This is a genomic window from Mesorhizobium sp. B2-5-13, from assembly GCF_006440535.1.
GTDB lineage: Bacteria > Pseudomonadota > Alphaproteobacteria > Rhizobiales > Rhizobiaceae > Mesorhizobium > Mesorhizobium salmacidum.
In genome coordinates this window covers 1-15,963 of the sequence record NZ_VFUI01000018.1, presented here as the reverse complement: position 1 = coordinate 15,963, position 15,963 = coordinate 1, and the positions used below count along the sequence as shown (strand labels likewise).

The 15,963-nt window shown below is 61.4% G+C and carries 14 protein-coding genes; 4 read left to right on the top strand and 10 right to left on the bottom strand.

Annotated features, from left to right (window positions below):
* The first annotated feature begins 18 nt into the window (after positions 1-18).
* Complete coding sequence (locus FJ434_RS23425) at positions 19-840, top strand: aldo/keto reductase (RefSeq protein WP_140751377.1); 822 nt, start codon at positions 19-21, stop codon at positions 838-840.
* 44 nt (positions 841-884) lie between these two features.
* Here the strand turns inward: FJ434_RS23425 and FJ434_RS23420 are convergent, their stop codons facing one another.
* The 7 genes from FJ434_RS23420 to FJ434_RS23390 form a co-directional block, all read right to left on the bottom strand.
* The gene (locus tag FJ434_RS23420; RefSeq protein ID WP_140751379.1) at positions 885-2,489 is read right to left on the bottom strand and encodes a GMC family oxidoreductase N-terminal domain-containing protein; all 1,605 of its coding nucleotides are present in this window, start codon (positions 2,487-2,489) and stop codon (positions 885-887) included.
* On the bottom strand, positions 2,489-3,985 hold the full coding sequence (locus FJ434_RS23415) for an aldehyde dehydrogenase family protein (RefSeq protein ID WP_140751381.1): 1,497 nt from the start codon (positions 3,983-3,985) through the stop codon (positions 2,489-2,491). The genes FJ434_RS23420 and FJ434_RS23415 overlap by 1 nt, the downstream gene beginning before the upstream one ends.
* Positions 3,986-4,051: 66 nt before the next feature.
* The gene (locus FJ434_RS23410) at positions 4,052-5,083 is read right to left on the bottom strand and encodes an alcohol dehydrogenase catalytic domain-containing protein (protein WP_140751383.1); all 1,032 of its coding nucleotides are present in this window, start codon (positions 5,081-5,083) and stop codon (positions 4,052-4,054) included.
* 8 nt (positions 5,084-5,091) lie between these two features.
* Entirely contained in the window at positions 5,092-6,033 is a 942-nt protein-coding gene (locus FJ434_RS23405) for an ABC transporter permease (protein ID WP_140751385.1), read from the bottom strand.
* A gap of 8 nt (positions 6,034-6,041) precedes the next feature.
* Entirely contained in the window at positions 6,042-7,547 is a 1,506-nt protein-coding gene (locus FJ434_RS23400; RefSeq protein ID WP_140751387.1) for a sugar ABC transporter ATP-binding protein, read from the bottom strand.
* A 7-nt stretch (positions 7,548-7,554) separates the two neighbouring features.
* A complete protein-coding gene (locus FJ434_RS23395; protein ID WP_140751389.1) occupies positions 7,555-8,520 on the bottom strand; it encodes an ABC transporter permease in 966 nt (321 codons plus the stop codon).
* 73 nt (positions 8,521-8,593) lie between these two features.
* Positions 8,594-9,703 (bottom strand): sugar ABC transporter substrate-binding protein, encoded by a 1,110-nt coding sequence (locus tag FJ434_RS23390; protein ID WP_140751391.1) that lies wholly within the window; start codon positions 9,701-9,703, stop codon positions 8,594-8,596.
* A 241-nt stretch (positions 9,704-9,944) separates the two neighbouring features.
* Between FJ434_RS23390 and FJ434_RS23385 the strand changes: the two genes are divergently transcribed.
* Positions 9,945-10,604: a TetR/AcrR family transcriptional regulator gene (locus FJ434_RS23385; RefSeq protein WP_140751393.1), complete on the top strand. Its 660-nt coding sequence runs from the start codon at positions 9,945-9,947 to the stop codon at positions 10,602-10,604.
* Positions 10,605-10,963: 359 nt separating this feature from the next.
* Here FJ434_RS23385 and FJ434_RS23380 read toward each other — a convergent pair whose 3' ends face one another.
* Complete coding sequence (locus FJ434_RS23380; RefSeq protein WP_140751395.1) at positions 10,964-11,179, bottom strand: AlpA family phage regulatory protein; 216 nt, start codon at positions 11,177-11,179, stop codon at positions 10,964-10,966.
* A gap of 127 nt (positions 11,180-11,306) precedes the next feature.
* A complete protein-coding gene (gene traA, locus FJ434_RS23375; RefSeq protein ID WP_140751397.1) occupies positions 11,307-14,345 on the bottom strand; it encodes a Ti-type conjugative transfer relaxase TraA in 3,039 nt (1,012 codons plus the stop codon).
* A 172-nt stretch (positions 14,346-14,517) separates the two neighbouring features.
* Between traA and FJ434_RS23370 the strand changes: the two genes are divergently transcribed.
* The gene (locus FJ434_RS23370) at positions 14,518-14,844 is read left to right on the top strand and encodes a conjugal transfer protein TraD (protein WP_140511000.1); all 327 of its coding nucleotides are present in this window, start codon (positions 14,518-14,520) and stop codon (positions 14,842-14,844) included.
* Between the two features lies 1 nt (position 14,845).
* Positions 14,846-15,094: a conjugal transfer protein TraD gene (locus FJ434_RS23365; protein WP_140510996.1), complete on the top strand. Its 249-nt coding sequence runs from the start codon at positions 14,846-14,848 to the stop codon at positions 15,092-15,094.
* A 328-nt stretch (positions 15,095-15,422) separates the two neighbouring features.
* On the opposite strand, the gene FJ434_RS23360 is transcribed toward FJ434_RS23365, so the two are convergent.
* Entirely contained in the window at positions 15,423-15,905 is a 483-nt protein-coding gene (locus FJ434_RS23360) for a hypothetical protein (protein ID WP_140510998.1), read from the bottom strand.
* Between the last annotated feature and the right edge of the window lie 58 nt (positions 15,906-15,963).

Genomic DNA, 15,963 nt, shown 5'->3' with positions numbered 1-15,963 from the left:
ACCAGTGGGAGGATTTCGATGAACATCATGTTCCAGAATACGAACCAGCGGATGTTTGGGACTTTCCCCCTTAAAGGGGATCCGCTCCGCGCCGCGATCGAGGCTGCGATCGATGCAGGTTACCGCGCGTTCGACACGGCCCAGGCTTATGGCAATGAAGCCGATACAGGCTTGGCCTTGGCCGAGGGCGGTATACCTCGGGACGAGCTCTGCATCACGACAAAGGTCGCCGTGGAGAACTTCTCGCAAGAGCGGTTCATGTCATCCGTCGAACAGTCCTTGCAGGATCTGAAGTTGGATCGTGTCGACATCCTGCTTCTTCATTGGCCGACGCCAGGAGGCGACATCAAGCTCTCACTTGAACTGCTTCGGGAGGCGCAGGAACGGGGTTTCGCCAGCACCATCGGAGTGTCGAACTACACAGCGGCGATGATGCGGCAGGCGAGGCAGATCACCGGCGTGCCGCTCGTAACAAATCAGGTGGAATTCCATCCGCTTCTTGACCAGAGCAAGCTGCTGGCGGCCGCGAGTGAAACGGGCATCCCTCTATCGTCCTACTGTTCGGTCGCGCGCGGCGAGGTTTTCAAGCATCCGCTTTTCGCCGATATCGGCGCCACATATGGCAAGTCGGCCGCCCAGGTCGTGCTGCGCTGGATCCTGCAGAAGGGTTTGCCGATCAACACGATGTCCACCAAGCCAGACAACATCCGCGCGAATTTCGACGTGATGGACTTCACCTTGTCGAGTATCGACATGGGCCGCATCGACGCCATGAATGCCGTCGGTTACCGCGTTGTTGGGAAGCGGTTGATCCCTTATGCACCGGATTTCGACGCCTGAGCGCGAACAGGGAGAGCAAGCAGATCCGAGGTGACCGGCAAACGCTAGCGGTTGCCTCGGATCAGGTCCGAGGCATGCTCGCCGATCATGATTGTCGCTGCATTGGTGTTCGAGCCGACCAAGGACGGCATTGCCGAGCTATCGCAGATGCGGATGCCATCCAACCCGTGCACTCGCAGTTGGGGGTCGACCACGGACATCGCATCCTTGCCCATCTTGCAGGTGCAAGTCGGGTGGTAGGAGGTGCGGCCATAGCGACGTGCATAGGCTTCGTAATCCGATTGCGAGCGCACGGCGGAATCCGGGAAGCGGAGCTCCCTGATGAATTTGCGAAGCGACGGCTGATTGAATATCTCCCGGCTGATCTTGATGCCTTCGACCGACACGCTCAGATCGTCGGGCTCCGCGAGGAAATTGGGGTCGACGATTGGATTGTCGCGTGGATCCGGCGAGCGGAGCGTCACGCTCCCGCGCGATTTCGGGCGCAGCGTATAGCTGTTCAATGTGATGCCGGACGATCCTTTCGGAACCGATGGCACGCCAGCCTCCGCGCCGGCTCCCGCCAGGAAATGGAACTGCAGCTCAGGAACCGTACCCATATGGCTCCCCGAGGAATGCCAGAAGGCGCCGCCCTCGACCACGTTTGACGTTATCGGCCCGGTCCTGAACAGCGTGTACTGGATGCCGGCCCACAGCATCCAGTGCGTCTTGTTGTACTTGTCGAGTGAATCATGGCCTTTCAGCTCGGCCACGATGTCGATGCCGAAATGATCCTGAAGGTTTTGCCCGACACCCGGGAGATCCTGGATCGTCTCGATACCGTGATGGCGCAGGTGCTCGGCAGGGCCGATGCCGGACAGCATCATCAGCTTCGGCGTGCCTATCGCTCCCGAGGTGACCAGCACTTCGCTGTCGGCGTTTATGACCTTCAGCGAGCCGCCGACCGAGCATTCGACGCCAACGGCCCGGCGGCCCTTGAAGACGACGCGATGGACCAGCGCCCCTGTGATCAGCGTCAGGTTCGGGCGTGCCAGGGCAGGCTTGAGGTAGCCCACGGCAGCCGAGCAGCGGCGGTTGTTGCGCGTTGTGATCTGGTACATGCCGGCGCCTTCCTGCTTCGCGCCGTTGAAGTCCGGATTGTAGGGTAGCCCGTATTCCTGGCAGCTCTGGACGAATGCGCGCGAAACGACGTTCGGATCTGGTATGTTCGACACCCCAAGCGGTCCGTCGGTGCCGTGGAGCTTGCCGGAGAGGATGCTGTTGCCCTCGGAACGCAGGAAATACTTCCGGACGTCCTTGAACGCCCAACCATCCGCGCCTTCTTCGTTTGCCCAGCGGTCGTAATCGGTCTCGTGCCCGCGCGTATAGACCTCCGCATTGATGGACGAACCGCCACCGAGAACCTTCGCCTGGGCATAAAGAATTTCGCGGTTGTCGGCGTGCTTTTGCGGTGCCGTCACCAGGCCCCAGGTGAGCGGCCCCGTCGTCATCTTGGCGAACCCGACCGGCATATGGATGTAGGGATGGCTGTCCTTGCCACCAGCCTCGATGATGCAGACCCTGACAGCCGGATTCTCGGACAGCCGCGCGGCAAGCACGCAACCCGACGAGCCGGCGCCGACGACCACATAGTCGAATCCTTTTGTCATTATTTGACCCAGTGCGAACGCTTGCCGATTTCGATGTGGACGGACTTCACCTGTGTGTATTCCTCAACGCCGTACATTCCGGCCTCTCTTCCCCATCCGGACTGCTTGAACCCGCCGAGCGGCATCTCCGGCCCTCCGGCCATGATCGTGTTCACCCAAAACCGGCCGGCGCGCACACGCCGCGTCACTACCAGCGCCTTGTCTATGTTCTTTGTCCACACGCTGGCAGCCAGGCCATATACAGTATCGTTCGCAAGGCTGATGGCCTCCTCGACCGTATCGAAATGGAAGGACGACAGGACGGGCCCGAAGATTTCGTCACGGGCAATCGACATCCCGGGTGTGACTCCGGAAAAGAGCGTCGGCGCGATATACTGGCCGCCGCCAAGATTCAGGGCCTGCCCGCCAGCGACAAGCGTCGCCCCTTCGGCCTTGCCCTTGTCGATATAGCTCAGGATGGTTGAATTCTGCGCATCGGTGGTGATGGCTCCGACCTGCGTCTTCATCTGCAACGGATCGCCGACGACTATCCTGGCCATCTTGGCGGCAAGGATTTCCTCAAACTCGCGAGCGACCGAGCGCTCCACAATGACGCGGCTCGACGACACGCAGCACTGGCCCGTGTTGAAGCTTATGCCGAAAGCCGCGCCGTCCGCCGCATCCTCGAGGTCGCTGTCCGCAAAGACGATGATCGGATTCTTGCCACCCAACTCCAAGCCGAGCTTCTTGAAGTTCGAATCGGCAGCCGCATGGACGCATGAGCGCCCGACGGATGTCGATCCGGTAAAAGACAGCATGTCGACATCGGGATGCTCGCTCAAAGCCTGACCAATCGTCCGGCCCGATCCGGTGACGACGTTATAGACGCCGTCCGGCGCGCCGGCTTCGGAAAGGATCTCGCCAAGCAAAAGCGTCGTCGCGGACGTGACCTCGGAAGGTTTGACGACCACGGTGCAGCCGCTGGCGAGGATGAACGGAATGCGTTCGCAAAGGATCAGGAACGGGAAGTTCCATGGTGTGATGAGCCCGACCACGCCAACTGGCTCGCGCAGCACCATACCGAAAAGGCCATCGCCGAGACTGTTGAAGCTGTCGCCATGCAATAGCCTTGCGGCGCCCGCGCCGACCTCGAAGCACGCAATGCAGTGATCGATCTCGCCGCGCGCTTGGGAGATCGGCTTGCCATTCTCGAGAACTTCCCAATAGGCGATTTCATCGCGGCGGCGACGCAGCACATCAGCCGCCCTCAGCAGCACGCCGGCCCGGTCGGCCCCTGGCAGTCCGGCCCACCGGCGGTCCTCGAATGCGCGGCGCGCCGCGGCGACTGCGGCATTGAGGTCGTCCACCGTGCATCTGGGCGTAAGGGTCACCGGCACGCCGTGGCCCGGCGACCGGCGCTCGAACATGGCGCTGCCTTTGCGCCAGCATCCGTCCGACCAGAAACCAAATTCGCGCGGCGCATCCGGAAGGGCTGCGCCGTCAGTGAAATCGAGCATGGAATGCCTCCGCTCTGGTTGTGCGCCGGCCCTCCGCGATCCGTTTCAGGCGGAACGCGCCGACGTCTAGTTCAATACGATTTGCGTCTTGAGATCCTGGGGCCGCTCGGCCAGAGTCTCGAAGGCGCGCTGGATGTCATCGAGTGGGAAAGTCGCGCGTGTGAACGCCTCGGTCCGAAAGCGGCCGTGCGACAAAAGTGTCAGCGCGTCGTGCATGTCTTCTCCCATGCCCGCGACCGAGCCCTTCAGACTGTTTTCTTCGAGGACGGTGCGCAGGATATCGACCGGCACCGTGTCGTGCGGCCCGGTAAGGCCGAAGAAAGCCACATGGCCGCCTTTGCGGATGAGCTCGAATGCAAGGGCATAGAGCCGTGCGGAACCAACGCTCTCGATCACCAGGTCCGCCCCGCGTCCACCCGTCCTTTTCAAGACCTCTGCCTTAAGCAGGGCAGGATCGGCGACGGCTGCATCCGCGCCGGCTTCAAGGGCAAGACGGCAACGGTCTTCCGACAGGTCGGCGACGATGATTGGTGCGGCGCCGCACAAGCGCATCATCTGGACATGCAGATTGCCGATCGGCCCGGCTCCGAGGATCACGACTGCCTGGCCGAAACTCGCGCGCGCCTTGCGCGCGGCGCGCACCACGCATGACACTGGCTCCGTCAGGACAAGCACCTGAACCGGCACATCGTCCGGCGTCTCTATGACGAGCCGCGCCGGCACGCAGACATATTCGGCGAACGCGCCGTCGCGCCCGATGCCCACCTGCGTCATCGAGGGGCAGTTGAGGATCTCGTTGCGGCGGCACCAATAGCACTCGCCACAGCCGATATTGACATCCGCGACGCAGGTCGTCCCTGGCTTGATATGCTTCACACGCTCGCCCGTCGCCGCGACGGTCCCGGCAAACTCGTGGCCAGGCACCAGCGGCAGCCGGTCGGCGGCATAGTGACCGTTGAAGATATGGATGTCGGTGCCGCATATGCCGGTCCGCGAGACGCGGATCAAGGCGTCGTCAGGACCCACCTCCGGGACCGCGACCTCCTGCAACTCGAAACGGTGCGGAGCGGTCAGAACCGCGGCGCGCATTGTTGCCATGGCGTGTCTCACTTCACGGTGCGAAGTTTGGAGCGGTCGATGGTCAAAGCGATCGCGACGATCAGCACTAGACCAAAGACCATTTGCTGCTGCGTCGCGGCGATGCCGAAGTAGAGCATCGAGGCGCGGATGACCGCGACGATCAGCGTGCCGATCGCGGTGTTGAGCACACCGCCGACCCCGCCCGTCAGCGGTGTCCCGCCGACAAGCACCGCGACGATGGCCGGCAGAAGGAAGCCGTTGGCAATCGTCGGTGCGCCGCCCGACAGCTTGACAGAGAAAAGCAGACCGGCCACTGCGGCCAGCGCTCCGGAAATGGCAAAGGCCAGGATCTTGTAGCGGGCGACGTTAAGGCCAGACGCTGCTGCCGCCCGTTCACCGGCGCCCACGGCCTTCAGCGCCCTGCCGAGGATGGTGCGCCGTTCTATGATCAGGCAGATTGCCAGCAGGCCGAGCGCGATGAAGAGCTCGTGCGGCACGATGCCGGTTCGACCGATCATCCAGCCGAAGGTTTCGTTACGCTGTGTTGCGTCCATGTTCAGGGCTCGATTGCCAGACAACCATTGCGCCACCGAGAAGCACACGCCGCCGACGGCCAGCGTCGAGATGAAGGACGGAACGTACATGCGGGTGGTTAGGTAGCCGGAGAGGGTGCCCAGCGCGAAGCCTGCAAGGATGCACAGCGCGGCAACCCATATGCCCAGCGACGCCAGATAGACCGAGGCAACCACGGTGATCATGTTCGCCATCGACTGTGCCGACAGGTCGATGCCGCCGATGTAGATCGCGAAGGTCAGTCCCAGCGCCATGATGAACAGCGGCACGATGTCGCCTGCAAGGCTCAGCAGATTGGCCGGCTTGAGGAAGTTCGGATCGGCGATGCCGACGATCGTGACCAGGACCAGAAGGGTGATCCAGGGGAAGTGCGGCTTGAGGCGTTGGATGTCCATGTGGCCTCTCAGATCATGTAGTGCAGAAGGTCGTAGAGCGTCGGCTTGGCGCCGGGAACGCAGTCGAAGCGCTTCTGGATCTCACCGTCCTTTATGACGACGATGGTATGGGAAAGGCCGATCGCCTCCTCGAGCGTGTCGGCAACGAGGACGACGCCGACCCCGTCGTCGCACATCTCCCTGATCATATCGTACACATCCTCCTTGGCGCCGATGTCCAGGCCTCGGGTCGGATGGTCGAGAAGCATGATATCGGATCCGCCCGACCGCCATTTGGCGAGCACGACCTTCTGCTGGTTGCCTCCGGAGAGATTGCCGCAATCGGCGTATTCTGAACTCGCCTTGATGGAGAGCTTGCTGATCCATGTCCTGGCAAGGGCACGCTCGTCGGCCACGTCGAGCCAGCCCATCCGAGCGTAGCGCGGCATTTGCGAGAGCGTCATATTCTCGTAGACATTCATGCCGGCCACGATCCCTTCGACCTTGCGCTCGCGCGGTACATAGCCGACCCCCCGTTCCACCGCGCCGCGAGCCGTAAGCCTGGGGATGATCTCGCCTTTGACCTTCAAAGTGCCCTTGATGGGCGCGCGCATGCCGTAGATGGTTCGAAGGATCGCTTCGCGGCCGGAACCCTCGGTACCCACCAGGCATAGCACCTCGCCGGCGTGCAGCGTCAGCGAGATGTCGCGGACCCGTCCGGGCAGGCTGACATCCGACAGCTCGACCAGAGGCTTCGTTGCGTCATAGGGCTTTTGCCGCTGCTCACGGTAATATTCGTTGTCGACGTGGCGGCCGACCATCTTGTGCTGGATCGTCTCCGGTGTCACCGCGCCGCGCGAGACGACATCGACCACCTGGCCATCCTTCATCACGTAGATGCGGTCGGAGAGCTCCATCACCTCGTCCATGCGATGCGACACGAAGATGAATGAAGCGCGCGTCGTCAGCTCCCGCACGAGCTTGAACAATAGCTTTACCTCTTCCTCCGCCAGCACCGAGGTCGGCTCGTCGAGCAGAACGACCAGATGGCCTTGCACCCGCTCCTCCAGGGTCAGCACCTTGGCCAGTTCCACAAGCTGGCGCTGCGCGAAGGAAAGACTTGAGGTGATCGTGCGCGGGTCTATATCCAGCTTGACCTTGGCGAGTTGCTTCCTGGCGGCTTTGGCCATGGCCTTCCAGTTGACTACGCCCAAGCGCGAAAACTGGTCCTCATAGCCCAGGAAGATGTTCTCCATCACCGACAGGTTGGTGATCAGCGATTGCTCCTGGAACACCATGCCGATGCCCCTTTCCATCGCGTCGCGAGGGCCGCTGAACCGCACAGGCTTGCCATCGATGAGGATTTCCCCGCCATCGGGCTGGTAGGCGCCGTAAATCACCTTCATGAGCGTGGATTTGCCGGCACCATTCTCGCCCACCAGCCCGACGATCTCGCCGCGGCTGATGGAGAAGTCGACGGATTTCAGCGCCCTGACGCCCGGAAACTTCTTTTCAACGGCTCTCAATTCATACATGGCGCCCTCACTTGACGAACGCGACCGAGCGCCGGTCTGTCGACAGGATGACCGCGATGATGACGAGCAGTCCGAGAACGGCGGCCTGCAGGAAGTCAGGCAGGCCGATGACGACCATGCCGTTGTTGATCACGGCGACAATGAGGACGCCGACGAGCGTGTTCCATACGCCGCCGACGCCGCCCCACAGCGCCACGCCGCCAACCACGACCGAGGTGATAGACACGAACATGAAGTTGGATCCGGTGACCGACTCGGCTTGGCCGAGCTTTGCCACCTGCAGGATCGCGGCTATGGCGTAGAAGAAGCCGGCAAGCGAAAACCCCGCCATCCGCACTTGCTGCACCCGGACCCCCGAGGCATGGGCAAGGTCCTCGCCGCCGCCGACAGCGTAGAAATAGCGCCCAAGGCGGGTATGTGCCTGGATGAACCAGGCAAGGGCAAGGCACAGGCCCGCAACATAGACCATGAGCGGAAACCCTAGAATGCGCCAGGTCAGCAGGGCGCGAAACGTCGGATCATCGAATTTGACGATGTTGCCGCCAGTCAGCAGGATCGCGGCGCCCGTGCCAACGAAACCGAGCGCGAGGCTCGCCATGAAGGATGGTATCTTCAGCCTGACATGAATGAGGCCGTTCACCAGGCCGATCGTGGCGCCGACGGCCAGAATGACCGGTATTGCGATCCATCCGCCCGAGGCCAGCGTTCCGCCGAGCGCCAGCATCAGGAAGCAGAACAGGACCGCCGTCAGGGAAACGACGCCCTCCATCGAGAGGTCGATGGACCCCATGATGATGATGAAGGTTACGCCGATCGCCACCATAAGGGCGGGCGCGGCTGCAATCGCGATGCGCGCGAAGTTGCGCTGCGACAGGAATGACGGGTTGATCGCCGTGAACAGAATCACGAGCGCGAGAAGCACCAAGAAGGGCGCCCAGCGGATCGCGTTCTCGCGCGTGAGGATGCGTGGCAACTTCGGCCTCCCGTCCAAGCGTGCCGTGTAGAGGGGAGCGGCCCGTTTCAGGGCCGCTCGATCGAGCTTCCGCTTACTTGTACTTGATCTGCCCGTTGCTCGGACCCCAGAAGTCCTTCCAGTTGTAGGACGGAACGGTATCGAGATATTTGGCCTTGAAGTCCGCGGCATCCTTTTTGGAGATAAGGATTGTCGGACCGTAGAATTCGCGGTGCTCCTTCGGCTCCTCGGAGGGTTTGAAGGCGCCGGTCGCTGCGTAGTAGGCGAGCGCCGCCGTGATACCGCCTCCCCAGTGCGGATTGGTGAAGACGGTCGCCAGGAGCTTGCCGTCCATGACGAGCTTCACCGCCTCCGGATTTCCGTCATAGGCCACTATCGGCATACCCTCGATGCCTTCGGCGCGCAGGGCCTCGATCACGCCATAGGCGATATTGTCATTTGCGCAGTGAACGCCGGTGATCTTGTCGCCGAAACGGGTCAGGAAAGACGCCATCAGCTCCGTACCCTTGGTCGTGTCCCAATCGGCGGGCTGGGCATCGAGAAGCTCGATGTTGGGAAAATCTTTCAACGCGTTCTTCAAGCCATTGAGGCGTTCGATGGCCGGATTGTTGGCAGCAATGCCGCCCAGATGCACGACGCCGCCCTTGCCCCCCATGGCCTCGAACAGGATACGCGCCGTCTGCTCGGCCGGCTTCTCGTCTGACCAAGTCATATGCGAGACGTAATTATCGCCGACGTCCCAAGGATGCAGGTCGTCGGTCTTGTTCCAGATGGTGGAAATGTAGGCGCCGGCATCCCGCACAGCCTCGACCACGGGACGTGCGTTCGGACTGTCGTTAGCGTCGCAGGCGATTGCGCATTTGCCGTTGGTTTTCGCAAGAAACGCCTTGATGTCGGCCAGCGACTTTTCGGAGGACCCCTCGTTGATCAGCGAGACGAGGGAATCCTTCGGCTTGCCGAGGGACTCCACGAAAGCCTCTCCACCCGACACGATCGAGTTCCAGTAAGCCGAGGCCCGGTCTCGGTAGGACCAGGCAATCGCCGGATCAGTGAGAGCCGCTTGAGCAGCGCCGCCCAAGCCGAATGGCACGGCCATGGCTCCCATGCCGGCAGCCGTGGCGAGTAGGAAATTGCGCCGGTTGATGGTCTCGCGCTCGATGAAGTCCTTGATGAAAGTCGACATGCTACCTCCCATTTGGCAACGACCCGCAGGCGCGGGCATTTATTGAGCAACGTCGAGAAGCGTCGCCGTTCAGTTGGCTCTCCCGGTCGCTTAATGCACCATCTAGTTACTTCTTTGGGGTGCACGAGTCAAGCGGCCACGCGATCCGTGGCCAGTTGACTTCTCAGCCAATTGAACTGACTTTCAGCGACATCAGCACCGTCATCTGAACGCGGAATCGGTAACCAAAGGAGCGGCCGAAGTGGACGCCACGTCCGAGAAATCAAAAAATGGCGCTAAGAAGAGGCGACCGCGGGATGCCGAAGGGACCAAGCTTCGCATCCTGGAGGCGGCAAAGAGTGATTTCGCCAAGAATGGTCTTGGCGGTGCGCGCGTTGATGTCATCGCTGCGAAGGCCAAGGCCAACAAGCGTATGATTTATCACTATTTCGGTAGCAAGGATAACCTCTTCCAGACCGTCATTGAAAATGCCTACCTCGACATTCGCACGGCCGAACAGAAGCTCCATCTCGACGATTTGGAGCCCAGGGACGCTCTTGAGCGCCTTGTTCGATTCACATGGCAATATTACTTGAAAAATCCCGAATTTATCACGTTGGTCAACAGTGAGAATCTTCACCGGGCCAAGCACGTGAAGAAGTCTGAGTTAATCAAGACGGCGAGCCGTAGATTCGTTGCAATGGTCTCAAGCATACTTGAGAGGGGAGTGAGCAGCGGCGATTTTCGTGCGGGGATCGATCCCGTTCAGCTGAATATTACGATCGCTGCGATCGGATACTATTATCTAACGAACCGCTTCACGGGCGCAATTATTTTCGAGCGTGACCTGATGGACAAGGGCGCCCTCGATCAGCGCTTAGAGTTCAATATCGATACCATTATGCGACTTGTGAGCGCGTAACACGCTGACGGCGTCCAGTTGTTCCGCCCTGTAGGCTCGACTATGGAGGAGGCGGCATGGAGCTAACCGGGCCCAGTGCGTGCGGCGGCTAAAGCGCAGCGCCCCGTGATAGAAGCCACCGAGTGATTGGGCTGCGGTGCGAGCGCCAACGTCTGCCGCCTCAAGCCGCCGCGAACATAGGAAATGTCGCTCCCCGCATAATTTCTTCGTCACAATGCTACTTGCACTGATTGAATGTCTGCTCAGTTAGAACTCACACCAGAAGCCACTAGTCCGCTATCGGCCGCTGATCGGTCATTGGATTTGACAAAGGTGAACCTTTGCCGATGGTAAGGGGTGTGCCTGCCGATCGATTGCCCCTAGCTCGCTATTGTTCCGTCCGCTCTGGCGCGCCACGAAACAGGGTCGGCAATCCACCGATTGACATCGGATTCCCGCCACCCCGCTCCGTTGACACTGATCCTGATCTGCGCGGGGAACGTGCCTGCGGCGATCTTGCGATAGATGGTCGACCGGGACAGGCCAGTCCGGGCAAGGACGGTTTTTAGGCGAATGATGCGATCCGGCTCGGACATAGCGCGCCTGCTTCTCAGTGGTTGTTTCTGATATCTGCTGGGACAGACAGGACGAACCGATGCTGGACGCAATCAGGTCTGTCGCTTCACCCGCCTGCGTCGTGGAAACGGCGGCAAATCGGAGGGTTTAAATCCCGATGCCGCGTCCTCTGCCGATGCCATGGCTGAATGCAAGTTCCGCACCGAGGCGGCGGCCGGAATCGGTGTGAATGCCAAGTTCGCGCTTGCGGTTGGCCAGGAGGGATTCCAGTTGCGGATCGCGTTCGAGGCTTTTGGCCATGTCGGACATGGCCGAGCGGGTTGACTTGTAACCGGACATGTCGCCGACCCGGTATTGCGCCTGGCCCGTCCGGTCGAGCTTTTGCCAACGTTCCACGAAACGGTCGGCGCGGCGGCTCGGATCGGTGTCGAGGCCGGTGCGGATTTCCGTTTCAAGCTGAAGAGCAAGCACGATGCGGTTGACGCGGCCGGCACCCGCGTCACGAACCAGCCCGGGATTTTTCACATAAGCCGCTTCGGCATCGCGCCAGCCAAAGGGCCGCACCTTCTCGAAAGCGATACGCGCATCCCTCAATTCACGGATCTGGTCGGGACTGCCCTGCCCGTCCGCATTTCCAGTTCGCAGGATGGCGTCCAGAGCACGCGCGTGACGCACAAGCGCCTTCGTACGAGCGCGGCGCAACGCCGCTTCCGCGTCCGCCGGCGCATCGCGCTGCGGCCTTTCATCGAGAGCTTCTCTTCCAGGAGTGGGGCCGGCATCTCCGATCCGCACCCCAACATTGTCCCTTCCCGGCCTACGCCCACGGTCCTGGCCCGGTTCGGCGTCGCCGGGCGAGCGCAATCCGTCCATCAGTCCGCCGATCCTCTCGCGCAGCTTGTCCGGAACGATCCGGCGCACGATCTCGACCACACGTTCGCGGAAGGTGATGCCGCGCCGCTCTGCATAGTGTTGCGCCGGGTCGATCTGGTCGTAGTCCGACGCCATGTCCTTGGCGCGGTCGCGTGACAGCGTCCAGACGAGCCGTTCGCGGGTTGCGAAGTCATCGTTGCCGTAATGCAGTTCCATCCCTTCGCGATGCCGCGACAGGGCAACATAACTGCCATGGGCATCCATGCCCGGCGTCGCCAGCACATGGACGCGGTCGACCGTCATGCCCTGAGCCTTATGGGTGGTCGCGGCATAGCCGTGGTCGATGTGCGCGTAGTCTTTCAGGTCGAAGCGAACCGACCTGTCATCGGTGCGCACGGTCATGCTCTGTGTGCTGACCTCCTCCACGATGCCAAGCGTGCCGTTCTTGACGCCAAGTCCGCGCTCGTTGCGCAGGAACATGACCCGGTCGCCGCTGGCGAAGTTCCTCGCACCTCGTTCGACATTCACCTGAACCTCGTCGTCGAGATCGCCGGCAGCGCGCATGCGCTCACGCGCTGCCTGGTTGAGCGCGCGTACTTCGTCATTGGTGTGGGTGAGGATGATCCGGCTTGCCTCTGGCTGCGCCTGCCTGTCGCGATCCCAGTGCTCGACCAGATTGCAGCGCGCCTCGTCGCGCGTCGCAGCCTCATGCACCATTCCTTTGGCTTCATATGCGCTGATCGCGGCGCCAATCCTGCCGGTTGCCAGATCGCGCGTGGCATCGCGCTGCCAGTCCTCACGCTGCCGGCGCACCTGACCGATTTCGACGCCGCCGTGTCGCTCGTGAATGGAGCGGAATGCAGCGCCCGCTTCGATTGCCTGCAACTGCTGCGGGTCACCAACCAACACGACTTTTGCGCCAACGTCCGCGGCATGGGATAGCACGCGCTCCAACTGGCGCGTGCCGACCATGCCGGCCTCATCGATCACCAGGACATCGCGCGCGGTGAGCAGATCGCGGCCCTGTCCCCAGCCATGTTCCATACTGGCGATGGTGCGAGACGAAATCCCCGACCCGCTTTCGAGGTTCTCGGCCGCAATACCGGAAAGGGCCGCGCCTCGGACCTCGTAGCCAGCCGCTGCCCATGCCTGGCACGCAACGCCCAGCATGGCGCTCTTGCCCGTGCCGGCGAAACCGACAACGATACCAAGACCGCCACTATCGGTGATGTGCGCAAGCGCATCGGACTGCTCGCCCGAAAGGATAAGCCCGCGTTGCGCAGCCCGCGCCAGCGCTGTCTCACGCTGTGCGTTCCTTACCGCGTGTCGCTCGTCCAAATCGAGACGCTCCGCCGCGCGGTGAAGGCGCTGTTCGGCCTCGATCATCTGCCGGGTGGTGAAGCGATCTTCGGCGCGTCCGTCTTTGCCGAGCTCGACCAGATCGGGTGCGTTGCTGATGGCTGCCACGACCGTGTTGAACTGCTCCACGCCATCGCTGTGGCGATGCGCAAACTTCGCAATGTCCTTTCGGGTGAAGGTCGATTGCTGATGGGTGATGGCATCCAGCGCCACGGATGGGTCGGCTATGATGCGCGCACCATTATTGCGCGCGATCTCGCGGTGCAGTTCGGCGCGATCTGCTTCAGTGTCGCCAGCGTCAAGGCCGCTGCCCTCAATGCGTTGGACCGGTGCGCCAATCTGGGTTTGTGGTTCCAGGGCAATGCCCTGAGCTTCCAGGCTGCGATGATCGATGCGGGCATCTATGTCGAGTTCGGCAAGGCGCTCATTGGCAAGCTCCGCCCATCGCTCGCGCCAGCGCTCGACCAGCTGGGTAGCATTCCAGTCTCGAACCTTTGACCCGAAACCGTTCTCGTCTACGGACCGCATGGTGAGCATGACATGGGCATGCGGTTTGGAACTGCCGTCTTCTGCCCTGTCCCAATGCACATTGAGATCGGCGACCATGCCTCGGCTGACAAACTCGGCTTGCACGAAGTCGCGCGCCAACTCGATGCCTTGCGCCTGGCTCAGTTCGCGCGGGAGGGCAAACTCCACCTCGCGGGCCAGTTGCGCATCCTTGCGCACCTCGAACGCCTCGACATCGTTCCACAGCCGTTCGCGGTCGCTCCAGGCCTCCGGTGCATGCTCCGGCAGCATCACTTCGGAATGAACGACACCGCGCTTGGCCGAGAAGTCGTGGCTACGTTCGATGCGTTCGTCACGTAACCGCGAGGCCGAGCGGTAGGCGGCGGAGGCTACCGCACTTGAGCCCGCTTTGCGGCCAATGACCTTGACGTGAAGATGATAGATCGCCATCGCGACCAGATCATTTGCACGTCAAAGCGCACGTCGGCACGACGTATAAGCGCGCCCTCCCTCGAAAAATTCTCGGGATGGACCAGCCCGTCCCGGGCTGTCTCGGCTACTCTGAAGCCTTCCGGCACCTGCTTCCCTATCATTGCCTTATCGACATTTGATGGAGACAGCTATGCGTAAACCACGAGACTTCGACGCGGAACTGAAGGCGCTGGAAGGCAAGGCGCGAGAGCTCAAAACGCGAAAGGTGCAGCAGCTTGGCGAGCTGGTGATCGCCACCGGCGCCGATCAACTCAGCAGCGACGAACTGGCCGGCGCGCTGGTTGCAATCGCTGAGACGAACGACGTCGCAAAGCGTGAGGCATGGGCCAAGCGTGGGGTGATGTTTTTCGCTAGCCGGTCCCGGCGAATTGCTCCGGCATCTCAGCGCAACCCCAGCAGCGCTCCGGCGCAACCGGGCAGCCTGCAATCGCCGGCAAGCGGCACTGGCTCGACGTGACATGCGCACGTGGCAGATCGAGCGCCGCAAGCGAACCCGACATCTGATTGAACTCGGCGGTCTCGTCGTCAAGGCCGGCATCGTAGAGCTGACCAATGACGATCGCGCCATCATCTACGGCGCGCTGCTCTGGATAGCCGCCAAGCTGCAGAGCCTTGAAGGCGAGCCTGCGCGGGACCTATGGGCCGCGAGGGGAAAGCAGGCGTTCGATGACAAGCAAAAGCCAGCGAACTCAGGAGTGGGGTTGTGAACAGCGGGCGGTGTAAAAACGCGGGAGATCGTGACCCGCCGCGCTGCGCTAACTGTCAATTGGCGGCGAGTCGTACCTATTGGTCGATCCAGCGCGTCCGTCACGCCGTAGTTGACTATCGCGAAGGCATCCAGCTGGCGACAGTTTGGTGTCGACCCACACGAGAAATCAGTGCTGCACACCATTTGGCCGCTGCCGGCCACTACGATTGGGCCCGGCGAAAACTGCTGACCGGCTAGCCCGCAGACATTTTGCGATTCGTCAACGGTCTGGGCGCGAGAGAAGGTGGGCAGCAGCGCCACCGACAGGAACCGAAGCAGATGTCGCATCATTTGAATACCTCGTAATGCGCGATAACTTTTTCTGCTTCACGGTGGTGGTCGGCGTTTGACTGATAAAAATGAATTTCGGTTTGATATACTGGCCATTGGCCGGTTCGGTGGCGGAAGAGATAAACGACTTCAGCTTCTATCGTTTCTATGTCGCTTCCGCTCCGCATCTCGGGATCACGTTGCCTAACCGGATCTATGTCGGCCCACACGTCGAGGTCGACCTTTGAACCTTCGTGCCGAAAGCGATAGCCATAGAACCCGCTTTCTCCGGTTGCCTTCCAACCGTTGCGAAGCCTGTCACCCATCGACCTGACAGTGGCGCCGACGTAAATCGGAACGTTGTCGCGAGAGAACACGTAGAGTTTTGGTTTGTTGCCAGAGCTATTGCCGGAAAACCGCGGCGTGCCTCGCTCACATATAATCGATGCCTTGCCCGGGGTGTACGTCACATTGAATCGTGCCGGTCCCTGCAGATTCATAGTTGCCTCCGAAGTTTGGCTTGTTCATAGCACTCGCGCTACACGCCCCCAACCCGCC